This is a genomic window from Pseudomonas sp. F01002 (assembly GCF_004402115.1).
Lineage (GTDB): Bacteria > Pseudomonadota > Gammaproteobacteria > Pseudomonadales > Pseudomonadaceae > Aquipseudomonas > Aquipseudomonas frigoris.
Genome location: NZ_SOPU01000024.1, coordinates 241,646 through 261,680 on the forward strand (window position 1 = coordinate 241,646; position 20,035 = coordinate 261,680).

At 59.8% G+C, this 20,035-nt stretch carries 17 protein-coding genes and 1 pseudogene; 7 read left to right on the plus strand and 11 right to left on the minus strand.

The genetic code is table 11. The features are described 5' to 3' along the window. Nucleotides 1-112 precede the first annotated feature (112 nt). From E3W21_RS21990 to kdpF, 6 genes are all read right to left on the minus strand, one after another. Nucleotides 113-811 carry a response regulator gene (locus E3W21_RS21990; RefSeq protein ID WP_134421822.1) on the minus strand — a complete coding sequence of 233 codons (699 nt, stop codon included), beginning with the start codon at nt 809-811 and terminating at the stop codon, nt 113-115. A 68-nt stretch (nt 812-879) separates the two neighbouring features. Then, entirely contained in the window at nt 880-3,525 is a 2,646-nt protein-coding gene (locus tag E3W21_RS21995) for a sensor histidine kinase KdpD (protein ID WP_134421823.1), read from the minus strand. A gap of 142 nt (nt 3,526-3,667) precedes the next feature. Beyond that, the gene (gene kdpC, locus E3W21_RS22000; protein WP_129442509.1) at nt 3,668-4,213 is read right to left on the minus strand and encodes a potassium-transporting ATPase subunit KdpC; all 546 of its coding nucleotides are present in this window, start codon (nt 4,211-4,213) and stop codon (nt 3,668-3,670) included. A 156-nt stretch (nt 4,214-4,369) separates the two neighbouring features. Next, the gene (gene kdpB, locus E3W21_RS22005) at nt 4,370-6,427 is read right to left on the minus strand and encodes a potassium-transporting ATPase subunit KdpB (protein WP_134421824.1); all 2,058 of its coding nucleotides are present in this window, start codon (nt 6,425-6,427) and stop codon (nt 4,370-4,372) included. A gap of 23 nt (nt 6,428-6,450) precedes the next feature. Then, nucleotides 6,451-8,145 carry a potassium-transporting ATPase subunit KdpA gene (gene kdpA / locus E3W21_RS22010; protein WP_134421825.1) on the minus strand — a complete coding sequence of 565 codons (1,695 nt, stop codon included), beginning with the start codon at nt 8,143-8,145 and terminating at the stop codon, nt 6,451-6,453. 8 nt (nt 8,146-8,153) lie between these two features. Further along, on the minus strand, nt 8,154-8,243 hold the full coding sequence (kdpF, locus tag E3W21_RS22015; protein ID WP_007899818.1) for a K(+)-transporting ATPase subunit F: 90 nt from the start codon (nt 8,241-8,243) through the stop codon (nt 8,154-8,156). 308 nt (nt 8,244-8,551) lie between these two features. Here kdpF and rfbB point away from each other — a divergent pair, with 308 nt between their 5' ends. From rfbB to E3W21_RS22040, 5 genes are all read left to right on the plus strand, one after another. Then, entirely contained in the window at nt 8,552-9,634 is a 1,083-nt protein-coding gene (rfbB, locus tag E3W21_RS22020; protein WP_134421826.1) for a dTDP-glucose 4,6-dehydratase, read from the plus strand. Next, nucleotides 9,631-10,512, plus strand: a complete 882-nt coding sequence (rfbA, locus tag E3W21_RS22025) for a glucose-1-phosphate thymidylyltransferase RfbA (protein ID WP_134421827.1) — start codon at nt 9,631-9,633, stop codon at nt 10,510-10,512. The genes rfbB and rfbA overlap by 4 nt, the downstream gene beginning before the upstream one ends. Before the next feature lie 64 nt (nt 10,513-10,576). Further along, nucleotides 10,577-11,446, plus strand: coding sequence for a dTDP-4-dehydrorhamnose reductase (gene rfbD, locus E3W21_RS22030; RefSeq protein ID WP_134421828.1), 870 nt, complete (start codon nt 10,577-10,579; stop codon nt 11,444-11,446). Between the two features lie 197 nt (nt 11,447-11,643). Continuing rightward, the gene (eat, locus tag E3W21_RS22035) at nt 11,644-13,008 is read left to right on the plus strand and encodes an ethanolamine permease (RefSeq protein ID WP_134421829.1); all 1,365 of its coding nucleotides are present in this window, start codon (nt 11,644-11,646) and stop codon (nt 13,006-13,008) included. A 124-nt stretch (nt 13,009-13,132) separates the two neighbouring features. Then, nucleotides 13,133-13,300, plus strand: coding sequence for a DUF2897 family protein (locus E3W21_RS22040; protein ID WP_008006000.1), 168 nt, complete (start codon nt 13,133-13,135; stop codon nt 13,298-13,300). Nucleotides 13,301-13,344: 44 nt separating this feature from the next. On the opposite strand, the gene E3W21_RS22045 is transcribed toward E3W21_RS22040, so the two are convergent. Next, nucleotides 13,345-14,196 carry a DUF1989 domain-containing protein gene (locus E3W21_RS22045; protein WP_134421830.1) on the minus strand — a complete coding sequence of 284 codons (852 nt, stop codon included), beginning with the start codon at nt 14,194-14,196 and terminating at the stop codon, nt 13,345-13,347. A 15-nt stretch (nt 14,197-14,211) separates the two neighbouring features. Beyond that, nucleotides 14,212-14,865, minus strand: a complete 654-nt coding sequence (locus tag E3W21_RS22050) for a GntR family transcriptional regulator (RefSeq protein ID WP_134421831.1) — start codon at nt 14,863-14,865, stop codon at nt 14,212-14,214. 176 nt (nt 14,866-15,041) lie between these two features. On the opposite strand from E3W21_RS22050, the gene E3W21_RS22055 reads away from it, so the two are divergent. Continuing rightward, nucleotides 15,042-15,599 carry a TetR/AcrR family transcriptional regulator gene (locus E3W21_RS22055; RefSeq protein ID WP_134421832.1) on the plus strand — a complete coding sequence of 186 codons (558 nt, stop codon included), beginning with the start codon at nt 15,042-15,044 and terminating at the stop codon, nt 15,597-15,599. Here the strand turns inward: E3W21_RS22055 and fabF are convergent. Further along, nucleotides 15,596-16,870 carry a beta-ketoacyl-ACP synthase II gene (gene fabF, locus E3W21_RS22060; protein WP_134421833.1) on the minus strand — a complete coding sequence of 425 codons (1,275 nt, stop codon included), beginning with the start codon at nt 16,868-16,870 and terminating at the stop codon, nt 15,596-15,598. The two genes, E3W21_RS22055 and fabF, sit on opposite strands and share 4 nt — an antisense overlap. Before the next feature lie 32 nt (nt 16,871-16,902). Beyond that, on the minus strand, nt 16,903-17,697 hold the full coding sequence (locus E3W21_RS22065; RefSeq protein ID WP_134421834.1) for an SDR family oxidoreductase: 795 nt from the start codon (nt 17,695-17,697) through the stop codon (nt 16,903-16,905). Between the two features lie 238 nt (nt 17,698-17,935). Between E3W21_RS22065 and E3W21_RS22070 the strand changes: the two are divergent. Then, a pseudogene (locus E3W21_RS22070) lies at nt 17,936-19,356 on the plus strand (IS1182 family transposase). A gap of 180 nt (nt 19,357-19,536) precedes the next feature. On the opposite strand, the gene E3W21_RS22075 reads toward E3W21_RS22070, so the two are convergent. After that, nucleotides 19,537-19,872 carry a helix-hairpin-helix domain-containing protein gene (locus tag E3W21_RS22075; RefSeq protein WP_134421835.1) on the minus strand — a complete coding sequence of 112 codons (336 nt, stop codon included), beginning with the start codon at nt 19,870-19,872 and terminating at the stop codon, nt 19,537-19,539. Nucleotides 19,873-20,035 lie beyond the last annotated feature (163 nt).

Here is a 20,035-nt window from a genome sequence, read left to right on the forward strand (position 1 = left end):
TTCTCGAGTGAATGATAAGGCCCCTTCGCGAGCAAGCCCGCTCCCACATTTGATCGCATTCCAATGTGGGAGCGGGCTTGCTCGCGAAGACGCCAGATCAGACGACACAAGACTAAAGGCTGTCCTCACTCAACAACCGATACCCAACTCCGGCTTCGGTGACGATGAACCGCGGCTGCGTCGGGTCATCCGCCAGTTTCTGCCGCAGGTGCCCGACCACAATCCGCAAATAGTGAGTGTCCTCGGTATGGGTCGGCCCCCAAATATCCTTGAGCAGTTGTTGCTGGGTGATGACCCGCCCCGGATGCCGCGCCAGTTGCGCCAGCACCGCGTATTCCTTGCGGGTCAGCGCGACTTCGGTGCCGTCGAGTAATACCCGGCGATAAGCCAGGTCGACGGTCAACGGGCCGAACGTCAGCGCCGCGGGTTGCGCTTCTCCCGCCGGCGCCTGACGCAACAAGGCACGCACCCGCGCAAGAAACTCCTGAATGCCAAACGGTTTGGTCACGTAGTCGTTGGCGCCGCCGTCCAGTGCTTCGACTTTCTGCCCTTCACTGGCGCGCACCGAGAGCACCAGCACCGGCACTGTCGACCACTCGCGAAACTCGCGCAGCACTTGCTGGCCGTCCATGTCCGGCAGGCCGAGGTCGAGTACCAGCAGGTCCGGTTTATTCAGGGCAGCCTGGGCCAGGCCCTCGGTGCCGGTGCCGGCCTCCAGCACTTTGTAGCCCTGGGAAACAAGGCTGATACGCAGAAATTTACGGATCTGCGGTTCGTCGTCGATGACCAAAATGGTCGCGGTCTGGCTCATGAATTCACATCAACACAAAGAAGTGGCAAGAGAGTAGCGCAAGCGCAATCAGGCTTCACTTTCGGCTCTTAATTTTCAAAGGCCGGCTGAGCCTGTAACGGCAGGTGCAAGGTGATGCAGGTGCCGCGCCCCTCGATGCCATCGGCAACGCTGATTCGCCCGCCATGGGCACCGACCATGCCCTGACAGATCGCCAGCCCCAGCCCGGTCCCCTGCCCGCCACGATCACCGCGCGCCGCGGTGTAAAACATGTCGAAAATCTTTGCCCGCTCTTCCTGCGGAATCCCCGGCCCCTCATCGCTCACCGAAAAAAACAGCTCGCGCTCATCGGCTCCGGCGCGCAATTGCAGGCGACCGTGAGACGGTGAAAACCGCGCGGCGTTTTCCAGCACGTTGACCAGCGCCTGTTCGATCAGCGCGGCGTGGACGTAAAGCAGCGGCAACTCCGGCGGCACTTCGGTGGTCACCTGCAACGGCGCCAGCACGGCGCGCAGACGATTGAGCGAACTGCCGACGATGTCGGCCGGCGACACCCAATCTCGCGCCAGCTTCAGAGCCCCATGGCCGAGGCGGGTCATGTCCAGCAGGTTCTGGATGTAGCGATCGAGGCGCTCGGCTTCATCGCGAGTGCCTTCGAGCAGTTCGCGGCGATCCTCCAGCGGGATCGCCTCACCGAGGGCCAAGAGGCTGTCGATGCTGCCGCGCATGGAGGTCAGCGGCGTGCGCAAATCATGGGACACCGAGGCCAGCAAGGCACTGCGCAATTGCTCGGTTTCGCCGTGCAACCGGGCGGCTTCCAGGTCTTCGGCCAATTGCGCACGCGCCAGCGCCTGAGCCAGCGGCTGGCTCAGCGCGGTCAACAAACGCCGACGCTGACCGCTCAAGGTCTGGCCCTCTTTGGCACACACTCCGAGCAATGCCAGCGGCCCGTCTTCCACCGACAACGGCCACCACCACCAACGCCCGAACGGCAGCGTGCCGGTGCCCGCGCCGGCCGGTTGATCGTGTTGCCAGGCCCAATCGGCGGCAGCGCGCTCGGCTTCGGAAAACTCCAGCGGGCCACCAGTTTCGACTTTCCAGCCGCCCTGCCCGTCTTGATTGAGCAGGCACAACTGCAGATCACTCCAGCCATCGAGGTGCTGGGCGGCGGCGCTGACCACGGCCTGACGGTCGGTGGCGGCCGTGAGTTTGCGTGACAGGTCGAGCAGTTCGGTGGTCTCTTCCTGAGTGTCGCGCAGCGCCTGCAATTGCCGCCGTTGCCGGGCCGCGAGGTTACCGGTGAGCGCCGCCATCAGCAGGAAGAACAGCAAGGTCAGCACATCTTCTTCGCGTTGGATGGCGAACGAGAAATTCGGCGGGATGAACAGAAAGTCATAGGTCAGAAACGACAGCGCCGCACAGGCCAACGCGGGGCCGAGGCTACTGCGCACCGCCACCAGCAACACCGCGGCGAGGAACACCAGCGAGATATTGGGCAGCGGCAAGACACTTGCCACCGCCCAGGCCAACGCACTGGCGAGCACCGTCGCCACCAGCGCCAGCGCGTAGTCGAACCACACCAGTGACTGCGCCGAACGCTGACGCGGCTGATGCTGTTCGTGATCGCTGTCGAGGACGTTGATTTCCAGCCCGCGCGCATCGCGCAGTAAACGTGACGCCAGACCGCCGCCGAACAACCGTCGACGCAAACGCTGCCGGGACTGACCGACCAACACCAGACTCGCGCGGCGTTCGGCGGCGTGCTGAATCAAGGTTTTTGCCACCTCACCGGCCCGCAACAACACCACTTCGCCGCCGAGGCGTTCGGCCAATTGCTGGGCACTTTGCAGACGCAGCCGCGACTGCTCGTCACGCACACTGCCGTTGTCCACATGCACCAGGCTCCAAGGCAAATGCCGACGCTGGGCGACGCGACTGGCGTGACGCACCAGACGCTCAGCCTGTGCATCGCCATCGACGCCGACCAACAGGCGACCGCGTACCGCTGGCGCCGCTTGGCCGAGCTGGCGATAGCCCTGGGCCAAATCATCATCGACCTGAGCGGCGGCGGTTTGCATCGCCAGTTCCCGCAGGGCCGTGAGGTTGGTCTGGGTGAAAAAGGCGTCGATCGCCGCCCTCGCCTGCTCCGGTACGTAAACCTTGCCATCGCGCAGACGCTCGAGCAGCTCGCGTGGCGGCAGGTCAATCAGCAGCAGTTCATAGGCTTCTTGCAGCACCCAGTCCGGCAGGGTTTCGCGGACCTGCACACCCGTGATGCCGCGCACTTTGTCGTTAAGACTTTCCAGGTGCTGGACGTTGACCGTGGTGTACACGTCGATGCCTGCCGCGAGCAGTTCCTGAATGTCTTGCCAGCGTTTGGTGTGGCGACTGCCGGGCGCGTTGCTGTGGGCCAGTTCGTCCACCAGCACCAGTTTCGGTTTGGCAGCGAGCAGGCCGTCGAGGTCCATTTCTTCGAGCATCACGCCACGGTATTCCGAGCGCACCAACGGCTGCTGCGGCAAGCCGCCGAGCAGCGCTTCGGTCTCGGCGCGACCGTGGGTTTCGACCACGCCGGCAATCACTTTCACGCCTTGGCGCAATTGCGTGTGGGCCGCTTGCAGCATGGCGTAGGTCTTTCCGACACCGGGCGCGGCGCCGAGAAAAACCTTGAGCCGGCCACGGCCGTCGCGGGGCAGGTCTGCTAACAGCGCGTCGGCGCGGCCGGAGTCACTCATGCTTGAAGCTCTCTTTTTTTTGATGTTGATGTAGTGATTGTTCAGCCGCCTTCGCGAGCAAGCCCGCTCCCACATTTGATCTTCAGTGTTACGCAGATCCAGTGTGGGAGCGGGCTTGCTCGCGAATGGCGCCACCACCGTTCTACAGGCTTTCCAGCGCCATGTTCAGCGCCAACACGTTCACCACCGGCGGCCCCACCAATGGCTGCTCGATATGCGCATCCATCAACTGCTGAAGCGTAGACACCGGCAAATTGCGCGCTGCCGCAACACGCGCCAGTTGATAGGCAATCGCGGCCGGTGGCAAGTGTGGATCGAGGCCGCTGCCGGAGGTGGTGACCATTGCCAATGGCACCGGACCCTGGCCCGGCACCAGCAGCTTGTTGGCATCGTCGATCACCCGAGTAGCCAGGGCCGGGTTGCTCGGCGAGAGGTTGCTGGCACTGCTCGACACGGTAGCAAAGGCACCGGCCGATGGCCGTGGATGGAACCAGGCGTCACCGACGAAATCCTGCGCGATCAGTGAGGAACCGCGGACCTTGCCATCGGCGTCGTGTACGAGGCTGCCGTTGGCCTGGTCCGGGAATGCGACCTGGGCGACACCGGTGACCACCAGTGGATAGGCGACGCCGGTGATCAGGGTCATCAGGACGAGCAGGCTCAGGGCCGGACGTATCATTGTGGACATTTCAGAATCCTCGAAATCAGTGAACAAGTGCAGCGTTCAGTCAGGTGAACCGTGTCGTGTTTTTCGCGAGCAAGCCCGCTCCCACATTTGAAACGCATTCCCCTGTGGGAGCGGGCTTGCTCGCGAAGGCGGTGTGCCTGGCACACCGCGCCAGGGTCAAACCAGATGCAATGCGGTCAACAACATGTCGATCGCCTTGATCCCCACAAACGGCACCACAATCCCGCCCAATCCATAGATCAACAGATTGCGTCGCAGCAACGCCGCCGCACTCGCCGCCTGCACGCGCACACCGCGCAATGCCAGCGGAATCAGCACCACAATGATCAAGGCGTTGAACACGATCGCCGAGAGAATCGCGCTCTGCGGACTGCTCAGGTGCATGACGTTGAGAACGCCCAGTTGCGGATAAATTGAGGCGAACAGCGCCGGCAAAATCGCGAAGTATTTGGCCACGTCGTTGGCGATGGAAAACGTCGTCAGCGCACCGCGGGTCACCAGCAATTCCTTGCCAATCTGCACCACGTCCAACAGCTTGGTCGGATCGCTGTCGAGGTCGACCATGTTCGCCGCTTCGCGCGCCGCTTGCGTCCCATCGTTCATCGCCATGCCCACGTCTGCCTGGGCCAGGGCCGGGGCGTCGTTGGCGCCGTCGCCGCACATGGCGACCAGGCGACCGTCGTTCTGCTCGTGGCGAATGCGCGCCAGTTTTTTCTCTGGAGTGGCTTCGGCCAGCACGTCATCGACGCCCGCCTCGGCGGCAATCGCCGCGGCGGTCAGCGGGTTGTCACCGGTCACCATGACGGTGCGAATCCCCAATTTGCGCAGCTCGGCAAAACGCTCGCGGATGCCAGGCTTGACCACGTCTTTGAGGTGGATCACGCCCAGCAATTTACCGTCGGCACAGACCAGCAGCGGGGTGCCGCCGCTCTGGGCGATCTTGTCGATTTCACGGGACAACGGTGCGGCCAGATCGGCGCGTTTCAGGTCAACGAAGGCCAGCAATGAATCCACGGCGCCCTTGCGATACACGCGGCCCTGATAGTCGACACCGGACAGACGAGTTTCGGCGCTGAACGGTACGGCAGTCAGCAACTCGGCGCTTGGCTCAGGCTGCGGATGCAGACCGCGCAGGTACTCAACGATGGATTTGCCTTCGGCCGTGTCATCGGCCAGCGAGGCGAACAATGCCCCCTCGGCCAGCTCCTTGGCGGTGACGCCAGGTGCCGCGTAAACCGCCGTGCAGCGACGGTTACCGAAGGTGATGGTGCCAGTCTTGTCCAGCAGCAGGACGTGCACGTCCCCCGCTGCTTCCACGGCGCGACCGGATTTTGCGATCACATTCAGACGCACCAGACGGTCCATCCCGGCGATACCGATGGCCGACAACAGACCGCCAATGGTGGTCGGAATCAGCGTGACCAATAACGCCACCAGGAACACCAGCGGCAGGCTGCCGTTGGCGAAGTGGGCGAACGGTTGCAGGGTGACGACCACCAACAGGAAGATCAGGGTCAGGCCGATCAGCAGGATGTCGAGCGCCACTTCGTTCGGGGTTTTCTGGCGTTTGGCGCCTTCGACCAAAGCGATCATGCGATCGAGTGTCGACTCGCCCGGGTTGGCGGTGATGCGCACCAGTAGCCAGTCGGACACCAGTCGGGTGTTGCCGGTGACGGCCGAACGGTCGCCGCCGGACTCGCGAATCACCGGCGCGGATTCACCGGTAATCGCCGCTTCGTTGACCGCTGCGATACCTTCGATCACCTCGCCGTCACCGGGGATCATTTCCCCCGCTTCAACGCGGACCACATCCCCCTTGCGCAGGCTGGTGGCCGGCACCACTTGAAAGGCGTCGTTGCTGGTTTTGCGCCGGGCACTCAGGCCTTCGCTACCGGCCTTGAGGCTGTCGGCGCGGGCCTTGCCGCGACCTTCGGCCAGTGCTTCGGCGAAGTTGGCAAACAGCACGGTGAACCACAACCACAAGGCGATTTGCGCGGCGACAAAAGTCGGCACGCTGCTGTCGGGAATGAAGCACAGCACGGTGGTCAGGATCGCGGTCAGTTCGACCACCAGCATCACCGGCGCACGCTGCAATTGTCGTGGGTCGAGCTTGACGAAGGCTTGCACCAGCGCCGGACGCCAGAGGGCCGAGATCGCGGTTTTCGGTTGTTCCGGCGCCTTGACGGCAGCGGCTTTAGTTGCGGGCATATTCATCATCGTGCTCCTAAAAAAGCGGCTCAGAAGCCCATGCTCAGATGTTCGGCAATCGGACCCAGCGCCAATGTCGGCAGGAAGGTCAAACCACCCACCAGCAAAATGGTCACGGTCAGCAAGGTCACGAACAGCGGGCCGTGAGTCGGGAAGCTGTTCTGGCCGATCGGTGCGGTTTTCTTCATCGCCAGGCTACCGGCCAGAGCCAGTACCGGAAGGATGTAACCGAAGCGACCGATCAACATGCCAAGGCCCAGCATCAGGTTGTGGAACGCTGTGTTCGCCCCAAATCCAGCAAACGCCGAACCGTTGTTCGCACTGGCCGAGGTGTAGGCATAAAGCAACTGACTGAAACCGTGAGGACCGGGGTTGCTCACCGCCGCGACCGGGCCTGGCAGGCTGGCGGCAATCGCGCCGAGCACCAGCACACCGACCGGCATCACCAGCAAGGTCACCACCAGCAATTGGACTTCCTTGGCTTGCAGTTTCTTACCAAGGTATTCCGGGGTGCGGCCGATCATCAGGCCGGCGAGAAACACCGCAATCAACACGTTCAGCAACATCCCATAGAGCCCGGCACCGACACCGCCGAAGATCACTTCGCCGACCATCATGTTGACCAGCGCGACCATGCCGCTCAGCGGGTTGAGGCTGTCGTGCATACCGTTGACCGAACCGTTGGACGCCGCGGTGGTGGTCACCGACCACAGCACCGTGGCCGTGGTGCCGAAGCGTGCTTCCTTGCCTTCCAGCGGCGCGGTCTGTTCGACGGCGACATTGTTCAGGGTCGGGTTCGGCTGGTATTCAGCCCACAGCGACGTCGCGCCGCCGATCAGGAACAGCGCCAGCATGCAGGCGATGATCGCGCGGCTCTGACGCAGGTCTTTCACGTAGTGGCCGAAGGTGAACACCAGCGCCACCGGGATCAGAATGATCGAGCCGACTTCAAACAGGTTGCTCCACGCCGTCGGGTTCTCAAACGGATGCGCCGAGTTGACGCCGAAGAAGCCACCACCGTTGGTGCCCAGTTGCTTGATCGCAATCTGACTAGCAGCCGGGCCCAGCGGGATCACCTGATCGACGCCTTGCATCGTCACCGCATTCACGTAGTGCGCGAAGGTTTGCGGCACGCCCTGCCAGACCAGATACAGCGCCAACAGCAAGCACAGCGGCAGCAAGCCATAGAGGGTGGCGCGGGTCATGTCGACCCAGAAGTTGCCGAGGGTTTTGCTCGACTTGCGGCCGATCCCGCGACACAGGGCTACCAACACGGCGAGGCCGGTGGCGGCGCTGACGAAGTTTTGCACGGTGAGGCCGACCATCTGACTCAGGTAGCTCAGGGTCGCTTCGCCGCTGTAGGACTGCCAGTTGGTATTGGTCATGAAGCTGACGGCAGTATTGAACGCTTGCGTCCACTCCTGACCCGGCAGGTTTTGCGGGTTCAGCGGCAAGTAATCCTGAAACAGCAGGATCGCGAACAACAGCAAAAAGCCAGCGAGGTTGAAGGCGAGCAAGGCCAGGGTGTATTTCTGCCAGCTCTGTTCGGCCTGCGGATCAACGCCGGCCACCCGATAACATCCACGCTCTACCGGGCCGAGGATCGGTGTCAGCCAGGTGCGCTGGCCTTCCATCACCTTGTAATAGAAGCGCCCCAGAAACGGTGCCGGAATCAGCACCAGGGCGAAGAAGGCGAGGATCAGCCAATAGTCATAACTGTGCATAGCCGCTCCTAGTTCCGGTCCGCGCGCAACAGCGCAACCAACAGATAAATGAACAGCCCCACTGCCAGTAGCAGTGACACCCCGTCCAGAACGCTCATGGAAGTTCTCCGTGTTACGGCGTATTGCCGCGTGTGGAGTCATTGTCGGAAGGAAGGCTGTAAAGGAACGAGATCGAGGGGTGTGGCGGGGTATAAAGAAAGCGTAAAGAGTGGGTTTACGCTAGGGTTACGGTGATGTCTGGGGGCATACAACACCTTTCGGGTTTTATCAGGCGTCTCTATCGTCCTGCATCGATGGATAAGACCCCACAAAACCAAAGTAGGATGAACAACCTATTGCACCACCCTGCTCCTGCCGACAAGATATGACCGTTTGCGTTTTCGACTACTGAAAAAGGCTGGCCAACATGCGTATCCTCATCACCGGCGGTGCCGGTTTCATTGGCTCTGCCTTGATTCGCGAGCTGATCCGGCACACCGAGCATGAAGTGCTCAACCTGGACAAGCTGACCTACGCCGGCAATCTCGAATCGCTGACCGGCATTGCCAACGACACTCGCTACGAGTTCGTTCAAGCCGATATCGTTGATCAGGCGACCGTCAGCGCCGTGCTGACACGTTTCCAGCCGCAGGCGATCATGCACCTGGCAGCGGAATCCCACGTCGACCGTTCCATAGACGGACCTTCGGATTTCATCCAGACCAACATCGTCGGCACCTACAGCTTGCTGGAGGCCACCCGCGCCTATTGGCAAACCCTCGCCGAGCCGGAAAAAAGCGCCTTCCGCTTCCATCACATCTCCACTGACGAGGTCTATGGCGACCTGCATGGCGCCGATGATCTGTTTACGGAAACGACGCCCTACGCCCCGAGTTCGCCGTACTCCGCCAGCAAAGCGGCGTCCGACCACCTGGTCCGTGCGTGGCAGCGCACCTATGGCCTGCCAGTGCTGTTGACCAACTGCTCGAACAATTACGGGCCGTTCCACTTCCCCGAAAAATTGATTCCGCTGGTCATCCTCAATGCCTTGGCCGGCAAGCCGCTGCCGGTGTACGGCGATGGCCTGCAAATCCGCGACTGGCTGTTCGTCGAAGATCACGCCCGGGCGCTGCTAAAAGTGGTGACCACCGGTATCGTCGGCGAGACCTACAATATCGGCGGGCACAACGAACAAAAGAATATCGACGTGGTGCGTGGCCTCTGCGCCCTGCTTGAAGAACTGGCACCGCACAAGCCCGAGGGTGTCGCGCACTACGCCGACTTGATCACGTTCGTCCAGGACCGTCCTGGCCATGACCTGCGCTACGCGATCGATGCCAGCAAGATCGAACACGAACTGGGCTGGGTACCCGAAGAGACCTTCGAAACCGGCCTTCGCAAAACCGTTCAGTGGTACTTGAACAACCTTGAGTGGTGCCGTCGCGTTCAGGATGGCAGCTACCAGGGTGAACGCCTTGGTGCCATCAATCCCCAGGAGCTTCATGCATGATGAAAGGTATCGTTTTGGCAGGCGGCTCGGGCACACGCCTGCATCCGATCACGCTCGGAGTGTCCAAACAGCTGTTGCCGGTCTACGACAAACCGATGATCTATTACCCGATTTCGGTCCTGATGCTGGCCGGCATCAAAGACATTTTAGTGATCTCTACTCCCCAGGATCTGCCCCAGTACCGCAATCTGCTGGGTGATGGCAGTCAATTCGGGGTGAATTTCAGCTATGCCGAGCAGCCGTCACCGGATGGTCTGGCCCAGGCTTTTCTGATTGGCGAAAGCTTCATTGGCAATGATCCTGTGTGCCTGATCCTCGGCGACAACATTTTTCATGGTCAACACTTTGGCGAGCAGTTGCAGAACGCTGCAAAACGCACTTCTGGCGCTACCGTGTTCGGCTATTGGGTCAAAGACCCGGAGCGCTTCGGTGTGATTGATTTCGACAGCCAGGGCCGTGCCCTGTCGATCGAAGAAAAGCCGAAAATACCGAAATCCAGCTATGCCGTCACCGGCCTGTATTTCTACGACAACGATGTAATCAGGATCGCCAAGGCGGTAAAGCCTTCGCCTCGCGGCGAGCTGGAAATCACCGACGTCAACAATGCGTATCTCAAACGGGGAGACCTGCAGGTCGAGCGCTTCGGCCGTGGTTTCGCCTGGCTCGACACCGGCACTCATGACAGCTTGCTCGATGCCTCTCAGTACGTGCAGACCATCGAACATCGACAAGGCTTGAAAGTCGCCTGCCTCGAAGAGATCGCTTACGAAAAGAACTGGATCAACCGCGAACAGCTGCTGGAGCGTGCCCGCTACTTCGGCAAGACCGGGTATGGCCAGTACCTGGCCAAGCTCGCCGGGGATGAACAATGGATGTGAATGAAACCGATCTGCGCGGCGTAGTGATCATCGGTAAAAGCCTGCAAGAGGTTGATCTGCTCCCATGAGAGTTCTCATCAGCGGCCAGCATGGTCAGGTCTCACGCGAACTGCAGCGTCGACTGGGGGGTGTCGGCGAGTTGATCGTGCTGGGTCGCGATCAACTCGATCTGGCACAACCCGAGCAGATTCGCCAACAGGTACAAAAGGTTCGTCCGGATCTGATCATCAACGCGGCGGCCCACACAGCGGTCGATCTGGCGGAAAGCGAGCCGGAAACAGCCTTTGCCATCAACGCCGTGGCCCCTGGCATCTTTGCCGAAGAAGCACTGAAGCTTGGCATCCCGCTGATTCACTACTCCACCGATTATGTATTCGACGGCATGAAGGTCGGGCCTTACACCGAAGACGACACGCCAAACCCGCTCGGGGTTTACGGCAGGAGCAAACTGGCCGGTGAACGGGCGATCACTGATGTGCAAGGCAAACATCTTATCCTGCGTACCAGCTGGGTCTATTCGGCCCATGGCCGCAATTTCCTGCTGACGATGCAACGCCTGCTGCAAGAGCGACCGGAAGTACGCATTGTCGCCGATCAGATCGGCGCACCTACCTGGGCAGGCAGTATTGCCAATAGCACCCTTGCCCTGATCGAACGCTGGCAGGCAGGTGAGGCCGTTACCTGGGGGACATATCATCTGACCGCACAGGGGAAAACCTCCTGGTTCGGTTTCGCCCAGGCCATTGGCGAAGCGTTACGGCAACAAGGAAAGCCCTGCGCAAACCTGCTGCCGATTCCCTCCAGCGACTACCCGACACCGGCGGCCCGACCGCTCAACTCATGTCTTGATTGCAGTCTCCTGCAACGTGAATGGAGCGTCAGTCAACCTGACTGGCAAATTGCGCTGCGCGAGTGTCTTGCCGAGCAAGGTTAAACCTACAAACAGGACTTGCTCACGAAGACAGCAAAACCGCTACCAGCGCCTCCAACTGGAGCACCCATTTGCGCACATCGAGGTGCAAACATCCTCGATACGACGTCTTTTGACGCTTTACGACCGCCATCACAACACTGGCACGCCCACTGCAAACGCCCTCCCCCGAGCTTTCCAATCCGTTCAGGGAGCAACGCATGAACACACAACTCAAACCCACGCTGGGCGCGCTGCACCTGTGGGGCATTGCGGTCGGCCTGGTGATTTCCGGTGAATACTTCGGCTGGAGTTACGGCTGGGGCGTGGCGGGCACACTCGGTTTTCTGGTGACGTCCTTCATGGTCGCCACCATGTACACCTGCTTCATCTTCAGTTTCACCGAGCTGACCACCGCGATTCCTCACGCTGGTGGTCCCTTTGCCTACAGCCGCCGCGCCTTTGGCGAGAAAGGCGGATTGATCGCGGGGCTGGCGACACTGATTGAATTTGTCTTCGCCCCGCCGGCCATTGCCTTGGCCATCGGTGCCTACCTCAACGTGCAATTCCCCGCACTCGACCCAAAACACGCAGCGGTCGGTGCCTACATCGTGTTCATGGGCCTGAACATCCTCGGGGTGAAACTGGCGGCGACCTTCGAATTGGTGGTCTGCGTACTCGCAGTGGCCGAACTGCTGGTGTTCATGGGCGTGGTCGCCCCGGCGTTCAGCTTCAGCAATTTCGCACTGAATGGCTGGGCCGGTTCCGATGTGTTCGGCGCGCCGGCGATTGCCGGGATGTTCGCGGCGATTCCCTTCGCCATCTGGTTTTTCCTGGCCATCGAAGGCGCCGCCATGGCCGCCGAAGAAGCCAAGGATCCGAAACGCACCATTCCGAAGGCCTACATCAGCGGCATTCTGACGCTGGTTTTGCTGGCGATGGGCGTGATGTTCTTTGCCGGCGGCGTCGGTGACTGGCGCACCCTGTCGAACATCAACGATCCGCTGCCGCAAGCCATGAAGACCGTGGTGGGCGAAAGTTCGGGCTGGTTGCACATGCTGGTGTGGATCGGCCTGTTCGGCCTGGTGGCGAGTTTCCACGGAATCATCCTCGGCTATTCGCGGCAGTTCTTCGCCCTTGCCCGGGCCGGTTACCTGCCGGCGTCCCTGGCCAAGTTGTCACGTTTTCAGACCCCGCACCGGGCAATCATCGCCGGCGGCGTGATCGGAATTGCCGCGATATATAGCGATGGTTTGATCAACCTCGGCGGCATGACGCTGACGGCGGCGATGATCACGATGGCGGTCTTCGGGGCGATCGTGATGTACATCATGAGCATGCTCAGCCTGTTCAAACTGCGCAAAACCGAACCGAATCTGGAGCGCACCTTTCGCGCGCCGTGCTATCCGTTGGTGCCGTTCATTGCTCTGGTGCTGGCGGTGGTCTGCCTGGTGGCAATGGCCTGGTTCAACACGTTGATCGGGGTGATCTTCCTGGGCTTTATGGCGGTGGGGTTCGTGTACTTCATGCTCACGGCGCAATTGCGTGCAGATGCGCCGGCGGACGCGATGCTGACCGGGCTGTAAACAGGCGAAGTGCGGCTGTCATATCAGGCATAGAATGGAACCACTGCGAAAATTAATCGCTCAAAGTGGTATGCACGATCGATTGGCGAAACCCGCCAATCGGCCTGCCCTCAAGGAGAGCCCTATGCCCTGGTATGCCTGGTTGATTCTGATCGTTGCAATCGGCTCGATCGTTGGCGGTTTGATGATGTTGCGTGACACCGCCAACAAGGTCGAACTGACCGAGGAGCAACGCAAACGCGTCGCTGAACGCAACGCGGAAGCGGATGCCAAGGATGCGCAGGACCGCTAAAACAAAACCCTGTCATTCTCATTGAATGACAGGGTTTTGCGTTTCTACTTCTCCCAATCGGCCTTGGCAATGTGCAGGCCGTGCAGCCCTTTGTATGCCGCGCGTTCCGGCTGGCTCCAGCCCACAAGCAACGAATCCTCCAACCGATAAATCTCCACCCCGAGCGGGCGACATACGCTTAGCGGGTCCTGTGCATCCGGCCCCCACATGGCCAGCGACAGATCACCGCCCGGGCAGGTCGAGAGTGCACACAGCAGATCGATTTCGGCAAAAAACTCCAGGTAATCACCCTTCTGCGCCGGACAGGCTTTCATGAAATACATGTCATCGTGGTTCAGGCCCGTGCACTGGAAAATGTTCAGTACGTCATGCACGTCGAACTCGGTCAGCCCATGAGGTAGCACTGCGCGGGTCAGGTTCGAATGGCAGTGATGATGGAAGTCTTCGCCGGTGAGCATTTTGTTCACATAAGGATCGCAGCGGGTGCCCAGCAAGTCGTGCAGGCGACCGCCATGTTCGTCGATCCCGTAACCGGCCAAGCTGTCATCGGTGATGGTCACCAGCGGCCGCAGAAAAGGCAGGTTCGACCAGAGCCGATCATGGGTGCTCACGTGTGCGCCCTGTAATTGCCGGGTCCGTGCCGCCCACAAACGCTCCCGGGGATCGTTGGCATTCCAGACGTTGAAATCCCCGACTTGCGGCCCGACGGGTGTGGTCACCCGGAACACATGCCCGGCCGGTACTTTCCAGGCGCGACCGGTGCGGATCGGCACCTCGAATGCCTCGATCAGCGTGCGCCCTTCCTTCTTGTCGCGGATCCGTTCGTAGAAGGCTTTGTCCACCTGCAAGGCTGAGCCTTTGCTGACTTGATAGGCCGCCGGATAGTCTTTGTACATGGCACGAATCCTCGATCAGTGATGGGAAATTGGGGCAAGCATCTGCAGCAGGAGGTGTTCGGAATCGTCGAGATACAGACTCATGGCATCCCCGGCCGCGCGTTTGTCACCCTCGGCCAACAACTCATGGATCTGCCGATCGCGCGCCAGCCAGGGCGCCTGAAAACGTGATTCATCGGGAGCGGTGCAGAACACCAGGCGCAATTGCGCGACGACGTTGGTGAAGAACTCATCAAACAGTAGACTGCGCAGCAATCCGACGATGTGTTGATGAAAGGCCAGGCTGTGGGTGCCGACGGCGCGCCAGTCTTCGCGCTCCCGGGCAAGTTCGGTGGCTTCCAGGGCTTCGAGCATCCGGTCGGATTGATAGTCGCGTAGCGGCTGACTCGCGCTGATGGCCTGCAGCTCCAGGGTGCGCCTGACCTTGAACAGATCCCGCACGCCCTCGACGTCCAGCCTGCGCACCATCACGCCCTTGTTGCGCACATAACGGGTCAGACCTTCCTGCCCCAGGCGATGCAGCGCTTCGCGAATGGTGTTGCGGGATGCGTTGTAGGCAGACACCAGATCGTTTTCCACCAACGCCATGCCGGGCAGCAAACGGCCGCCAATGATGTCGGCGCGCAACTCAAGTGTGATGTGGTCGGCCAGGGACAGTCCGCTGTTCATACTCATTGCCTCGTGATTGTTCAACAATCGTCAGTTAATGAGTAATCATTATTCGTGCCAATTCATTCTAGACAGCAGGACGGAGTTGGACGCATCTGCATGCTTTTTAGAAGTAGAAGTACAATCACCATCCCATTTTCATTGGTTAATATGGCGCATTGTTGCGGAGATCCCCGATGCGTTACTCGCAGGACCATAAAGCCCAGACCCACCAACGCATCATAAAGGAAGCGTCAGCGCGCTTTCGCCGCGATGGCATTGGCGCGACAGGTCTGCAACCGCTGATGAAAGCACTTGGCCTGACTCACGGTGGTTTCTACTCGCATTTCAAGTCCAAAGACGAACTGGTGGAAAAGGCTTTGCAAGCCGCAGGCGAGCAGGTCGATGTGATTTGCGCCGAGCTCTTCGCTCAGGATCGCCCGCTGGAAGCGTTCATCGACACCTATTTGTCCGAATGGCACCAGACCTCGCCCGATGAAGGTTGCCCGCTGCCGACCATGTCATCGGAACTCGGCCTGCGCGGGCAGCAAAGCCCGACCACTGACGTGGTGCTCAACGCACGGCTCGAACAAGTGCAAGGCACTCTTGAAGACGAGGACGCCGCCGACCAAAGCATCGTCATCATGTCGACACTGGTCGGGGCTTTACTGCTGTCACGCAGTGTCGAGAATCCCGAGCTGGCTCAGCGGATTCTCGACGTGACTCGCGCCTATCTCAAACAGCCCCGGGACTAACCCTCCCAACGCTTGAACAGCACGCTGGCATTCACCCCACCAAACCCGAAGCCGTTGGACAGCGCGTATTCGATAGCCATCGGCCGCGCCTGACCGTGGACGATGTCCACGCCTTGGGCGGCGGGATCCGGGCTATCGAAGTTGAGGGTAGCCGGCACGACCTGATCGCGAATCGCCAACAACGTGAAGATCGCCTCGATACCGCCCGCTGCACCGAGCAAATGCCCGGTGGCCGATTTGGTCGATGTCACGGCGATTTTGTTATCCGTGCCGAACAACGCCTTGATGGCCGCCAACTCTCCCAAGTCCCCGACCGGGGTCGAGGTTGCGTGAGCATTGAGATGCTGCACCTGCGCCGGCGAAATGCCCGCCTGGGCCAATGCCAGCGACATCGCCCGTTGCGCACCGCTGCCATCCTCGGGACCCGCCGTCAGGTGATAGGCATCGGCACTGGTGCCATAACCGACCAATTCCGCCAGCGGTTTAGCACCGCGAGCCAAGGCATGCTCCAGCGACTCAATCACCAGAAGGCCTGCACCCTCCCCCATGACAAAGCCATCGCGGCCACTGTCGAACGGCCGCGAGGCACGCTCCGGGGTGTCGTTGTAACCACTGGACAAGGCGCGAGCAGCGGCAAACCCGGCGAGACTGACGCGATCAATCGCCGCTTCAGCGCCGCCACATACCGCGATGTCTGCCTCGCCACAACGAATCAACCGCGCCGCATCACCAATCGCCTGGACCCCGGCCGCGCAAGCCGTCACCGGAGCACCTAATGGGCCCTTGAAACCGTGCTGGATCGATACATGACCCGCGGCGAGGTTGACCAGAAATGAAGGAATGGTGAACGGCGACAGGCGTCGCGGCCCACGGCTGTCCGTGGTGCGCACCGCATCGGCTATCGCACCGAAACCACCCACGCCGGAACCGATAATGGTAGCCGTACGCTCCTGGGCATTGGCGTCCGCCGCTTGCCAACCGGCCTGCTCCAGCGCCTGACGCGCCGCTTCCATGGCGAACATAATGAAACGGTCCATCTTCTTCTGCTCTTTGGGCGCCGTCGCCCGGTCCGGGTTAAAACCCGCCTCGGGATCGTCAGCCAGCGTCGGCACTGCGCCACCGACCTTGGCTGGCAAATCGGCAACCACCTCGTCTGGCAAATTGCGCAACCCGGAACGCCCGGCCAACAGTCGCGCCCAAGCGGCTTCGACGCCAGAACCCAATGGAGACACCAGGCCCATGCCCGTTACAACTACTCGACGATCGCTCATACCGCAAATACCTCAAGCCGATTCATGACGCCTCACGTGTAACGCGCGGCGGCCTTACTTTTGGAAAGATTCGGCGCCATTACATGACGCGCCGCAACGAAGGCATCCCAGTCGGCCGCATCCGGCAACGAAGGAATGGTGATCAACTCACCCTGATCCAGACCCGACAACGCCGCATCAACCATATCCCCGGCTTCCATGACCATATCTGCCGGAATCTGGGTAGCGTCGATACCGGAGCGCTCCCAGATTTCGGTGCGTGTTACGCCTGGCAACACGGCCTGGACCTTGACCCCGGTGCCATCCAATTCAGCGTTCAACGACTGAGTCAGACTTAACACATATGCCTTGCTGGCGGTGTAAGTTGCGTTGAAGCGCTCTGGGAACAACGCAACCACTGATGCGATGTTGATAATCGTACCGCGGCCCGCCTTGGCAAAACTGGCGGCCGCTGCCGAGGCCAACCGCGTGACCGTCGTAACGTTCAGTTGAATCAAACGTTCCAGCTGATCCATGTCGGCATTGGCCAACAAACCATCCGCTGCAACACCGGCGTTGTTCAGCAGCAGGCTGATACTCGAATCGCTGCGAAGTCGCTGCTCAAGCTTCAGCACATCATCCTTTTGCGTCAGATCCGCCTTGAGCACCTCGACCTGAACGCCATGCGCGGCGCGCAACTTGCTCGCCGCTGCTTCCAGCCGCTCTTGATCACGGGCGACCAACAACAAATCAAAACCACGCGCCGCCAACCGCTCGGCATAAATCGCACCGATACCGGAAGAAGCACCGGTGACGAGGGCCGTACCTTGGGACTGGACAGAGTTCATGACTGTGCTCCTGGGAGATGCCTAAGGGAAAGACAAGCGCCTGAGGCTCAGAACGCTTTGGCGGAAAGCCAATTTATTACAGGCATAATCTTAGCTGTATATGATAGCCGTAATTTTTATCATATCGACGGAAGGTCCGCCTTTGTAGGAGCTGCCGAAGCAGACTGTGTGAAAACCTGGCAATTTACTCAACGGTCTAAGAAAATGCCCCGTATTGAAAAATAGCGGCGTTTTTTCTGTGGCGTACATCCAAGGTGAACCACGAAACCAGAGCAGCCTATTCCCGGTTTCTCTGGAAGATTTGATACCTGAAGATCATCTCGTTCGCGTGATCGACGCCTATGTCGCCAGGCTGGATCTCGTGCTGCTGGGCTTCGATAAAGCAATCCCCAAAGGCATCGGGCGTCCCTCTTACGACCTGCCGATCAGCTCAAACTGTACCTCTACGGCTATTTCCAGCGGATTCGCTCCTCGCGCCGACTGGAAGCCGAGTGCCAGCGCAACATCGAAGTCATGTGGTTGATCAATCGACTCAAGCCGGACTTCAAAACCATTGCCGACTTTCGCAAGGATAACAAACCCGCGTTCATTGCAACGTGCCGGGCCTTTGTCCAGTTCTGCCGTACCGTTGGTTTGATTGCGGGCGATCTGGTTGCCATCGATGGCAGTAAATTTCAGGCGGTCGCGTCTTCACGCAGGCACCTGAATCTCAAGCAACTCAAGCGCCAGGAGGAAAAACTGGACAAGCGCATTGCCCAGTACCTGGCGGAGCTGGATGAGGCGGACAAGGCCGACGCGGGTGAAACGGTTGATCGCAGTGCGGTCAAAACAGCGCTGGCGCGACTTGAAGACAAGCGGTCGAATAACCGGACCTGCCAGGCGCTGATGAACGCCCTGGAAATCGAGCAGTTCAACTCTCACGAAAGCGATGCTCGAATGATGCGCACGGCCAAAGGTCCGCGGGTTGCTTACAACGTGCAAACCGCTGTGGACGCCGAGCATTGCCTGATTTTGCATCATGAAGTCACTCAGGACGGCGACGATAGACGCCAGCTGGAACCGATGGCCAAGGAGGCCAAAGAATAGTTGCAGCAAGAAGAACTGACGGTGACCGCTGATGCGGGTTACTCAAACGGCAAGCAATTCCAGGCCTGCGAAGACGCCAACATCACGGCTTATGTGCCGCCCAGTCGATCGGCGAACTCCAGCCGCAAGGGCAAAGAGTTCTTCGACCGAAAAAACTTTATTTACGATGCACAGCAAGATCACTACCAATGCCCTGCCGGCCAGCTGTTGACGCTCAAGCAATTGCACAACGGTGATCGTGTCTACCAGGCCGTCAACGACTGCACGTCCTGTGCGTTAAAAGGTCAATGCACCGACGCTGCGCGTCGGTATGTCTCGCGCCATGCTCACGAAGATGCCTTTGAGCGAATGGAGCAGCGGATGCAGGCGCATCCAGAAATGATGGTCAGTCGAAGATCCATCGTTGAGCATCCCTTCGGGAACCTCAAACAATGGTTGTTTGGTAACGGTCGTTTCCTGTTGCGACACCTGGAGGGCGCGAGAGCGGAAATGGCCTTGGCAATAAACGCATACAACCTCAAAAGAGCGATTAACGTACTCGGGATCCGTCAAATGATGGCGTTGATGGGCTGAAAGCCTTTTTTCGTCTGCTATGAACACAAAAGCAAACGCCCCGAACAAGTCGGGGCGTTCGCTTGAGTCGCCTTCAGCGCGTTTTCACACGGTCTGGAAGGCTGCGATCTTTTGATCCACTCCCGCCAGAATGCAAAAAAGGCCGGTCAATGACCGGCCTCTTGGCGTTGATCTACAAGCTTAGTTCACCTCAAGCTTCTCGAGATTCTTATCCAGAATCGCTTTACCGATTCCCTTCACTTCGAGCAATTCGTCCACGGACGCAAATGGCCCATTACTCTCACGATAAGCAACAATCGCCTTGGCCTTGGCTTCACCCACACCGGCCAACTCGCGCTGAAGGGTAGGCGCATCGGCCTGATTCAGATCGACCTTGCCAGACTGTGCCTTGGGAGAAACTTCCAGCACCAAGGGTGCGTTGCCAGCCTGGGGCCTGACCGTTGGCGCAGCAATGGCAGCAATAGAGGCGCTGGTGAGGAGGGCAAAAACCAGAGAGTAGAAATAGCCAGTACGCATAAATGAAGCTCCATGACATCGATTGAGAAAGCAGCTTTTCCGAAGCTGCCTTCCAAAAGTAGGCGATGGGTGGAGACTGTCAAAAAGGCGTTTGTTGCAGAATGTGAAATAATTGACGTGAAATAGAGCCGTGACTGATCGTCTCGAATGATACCTTTCTGCA

What these genes read in the sequence shown, in the direction of transcription:
- fabF (WP_134421833.1), bottom strand. Translation starts at nt 16,870, where the DNA reads ATGAGCGATCGTCGAGTAGTTGTAACGGGCATGGGCCTGGTGTCTCCA.
- rfbD (WP_134421828.1), top strand. Translation starts at nt 10,577, where the DNA reads ATGAGAGTTCTCATCAGCGGCCAGCATGGTCAGGTCTCACGCGAACTG.
- E3W21_RS22065 (WP_134421834.1), bottom strand. Translation starts at nt 17,697, where the DNA reads ATGAACTCTGTCCAGTCCCAAGGTACGGCCCTCGTCACCGGTGCTTCT.
- E3W21_RS22055 (WP_134421832.1), top strand. Translation starts at nt 15,042, where the DNA reads ATGCGTTACTCGCAGGACCATAAAGCCCAGACCCACCAACGCATCATA.
- E3W21_RS22045 (WP_134421830.1), bottom strand. Translation starts at nt 14,196, where the DNA reads ATGTACAAAGACTATCCGGCGGCCTATCAAGTCAGCAAAGGCTCAGCC.
- E3W21_RS22075 (WP_134421835.1), bottom strand. Translation starts at nt 19,872, where the DNA reads ATGCGTACTGGCTATTTCTACTCTCTGGTTTTTGCCCTCCTCACCAGC.
- E3W21_RS22040 (WP_008006000.1), top strand. Translation starts at nt 13,133, where the DNA reads ATGCCCTGGTATGCCTGGTTGATTCTGATCGTTGCAATCGGCTCGATC.
- kdpF (WP_007899818.1), bottom strand. Translation starts at nt 8,243, where the DNA reads ATGAGCGTTCTGGACGGGGTGTCACTGCTACTGGCAGTGGGGCTGTTC.
- E3W21_RS21990 (WP_134421822.1), bottom strand. Translation starts at nt 811, where the DNA reads ATGAGCCAGACCGCGACCATTTTGGTCATCGACGACGAACCGCAGATC.
- eat (WP_134421829.1), top strand. Translation starts at nt 11,644, where the DNA reads ATGAACACACAACTCAAACCCACGCTGGGCGCGCTGCACCTGTGGGGC.
- kdpA (WP_134421825.1), bottom strand. Translation starts at nt 8,145, where the DNA reads ATGCACAGTTATGACTATTGGCTGATCCTCGCCTTCTTCGCCCTGGTG.
- E3W21_RS21995 (WP_134421823.1), bottom strand. Translation starts at nt 3,525, where the DNA reads ATGAGTGACTCCGGCCGCGCCGACGCGCTGTTAGCAGACCTGCCCCGC.
- rfbA (WP_134421827.1), top strand. Translation starts at nt 9,631, where the DNA reads ATGATGAAAGGTATCGTTTTGGCAGGCGGCTCGGGCACACGCCTGCAT.
- E3W21_RS22050 (WP_134421831.1), bottom strand. Translation starts at nt 14,865, where the DNA reads ATGAACAGCGGACTGTCCCTGGCCGACCACATCACACTTGAGTTGCGC.
- rfbB (WP_134421826.1), top strand. Translation starts at nt 8,552, where the DNA reads ATGCGTATCCTCATCACCGGCGGTGCCGGTTTCATTGGCTCTGCCTTG.
- kdpC (WP_129442509.1), bottom strand. Translation starts at nt 4,213, where the DNA reads ATGTCCACAATGATACGTCCGGCCCTGAGCCTGCTCGTCCTGATGACC.
- kdpB (WP_134421824.1), bottom strand. Translation starts at nt 6,427, where the DNA reads ATGAATATGCCCGCAACTAAAGCCGCTGCCGTCAAGGCGCCGGAACAA.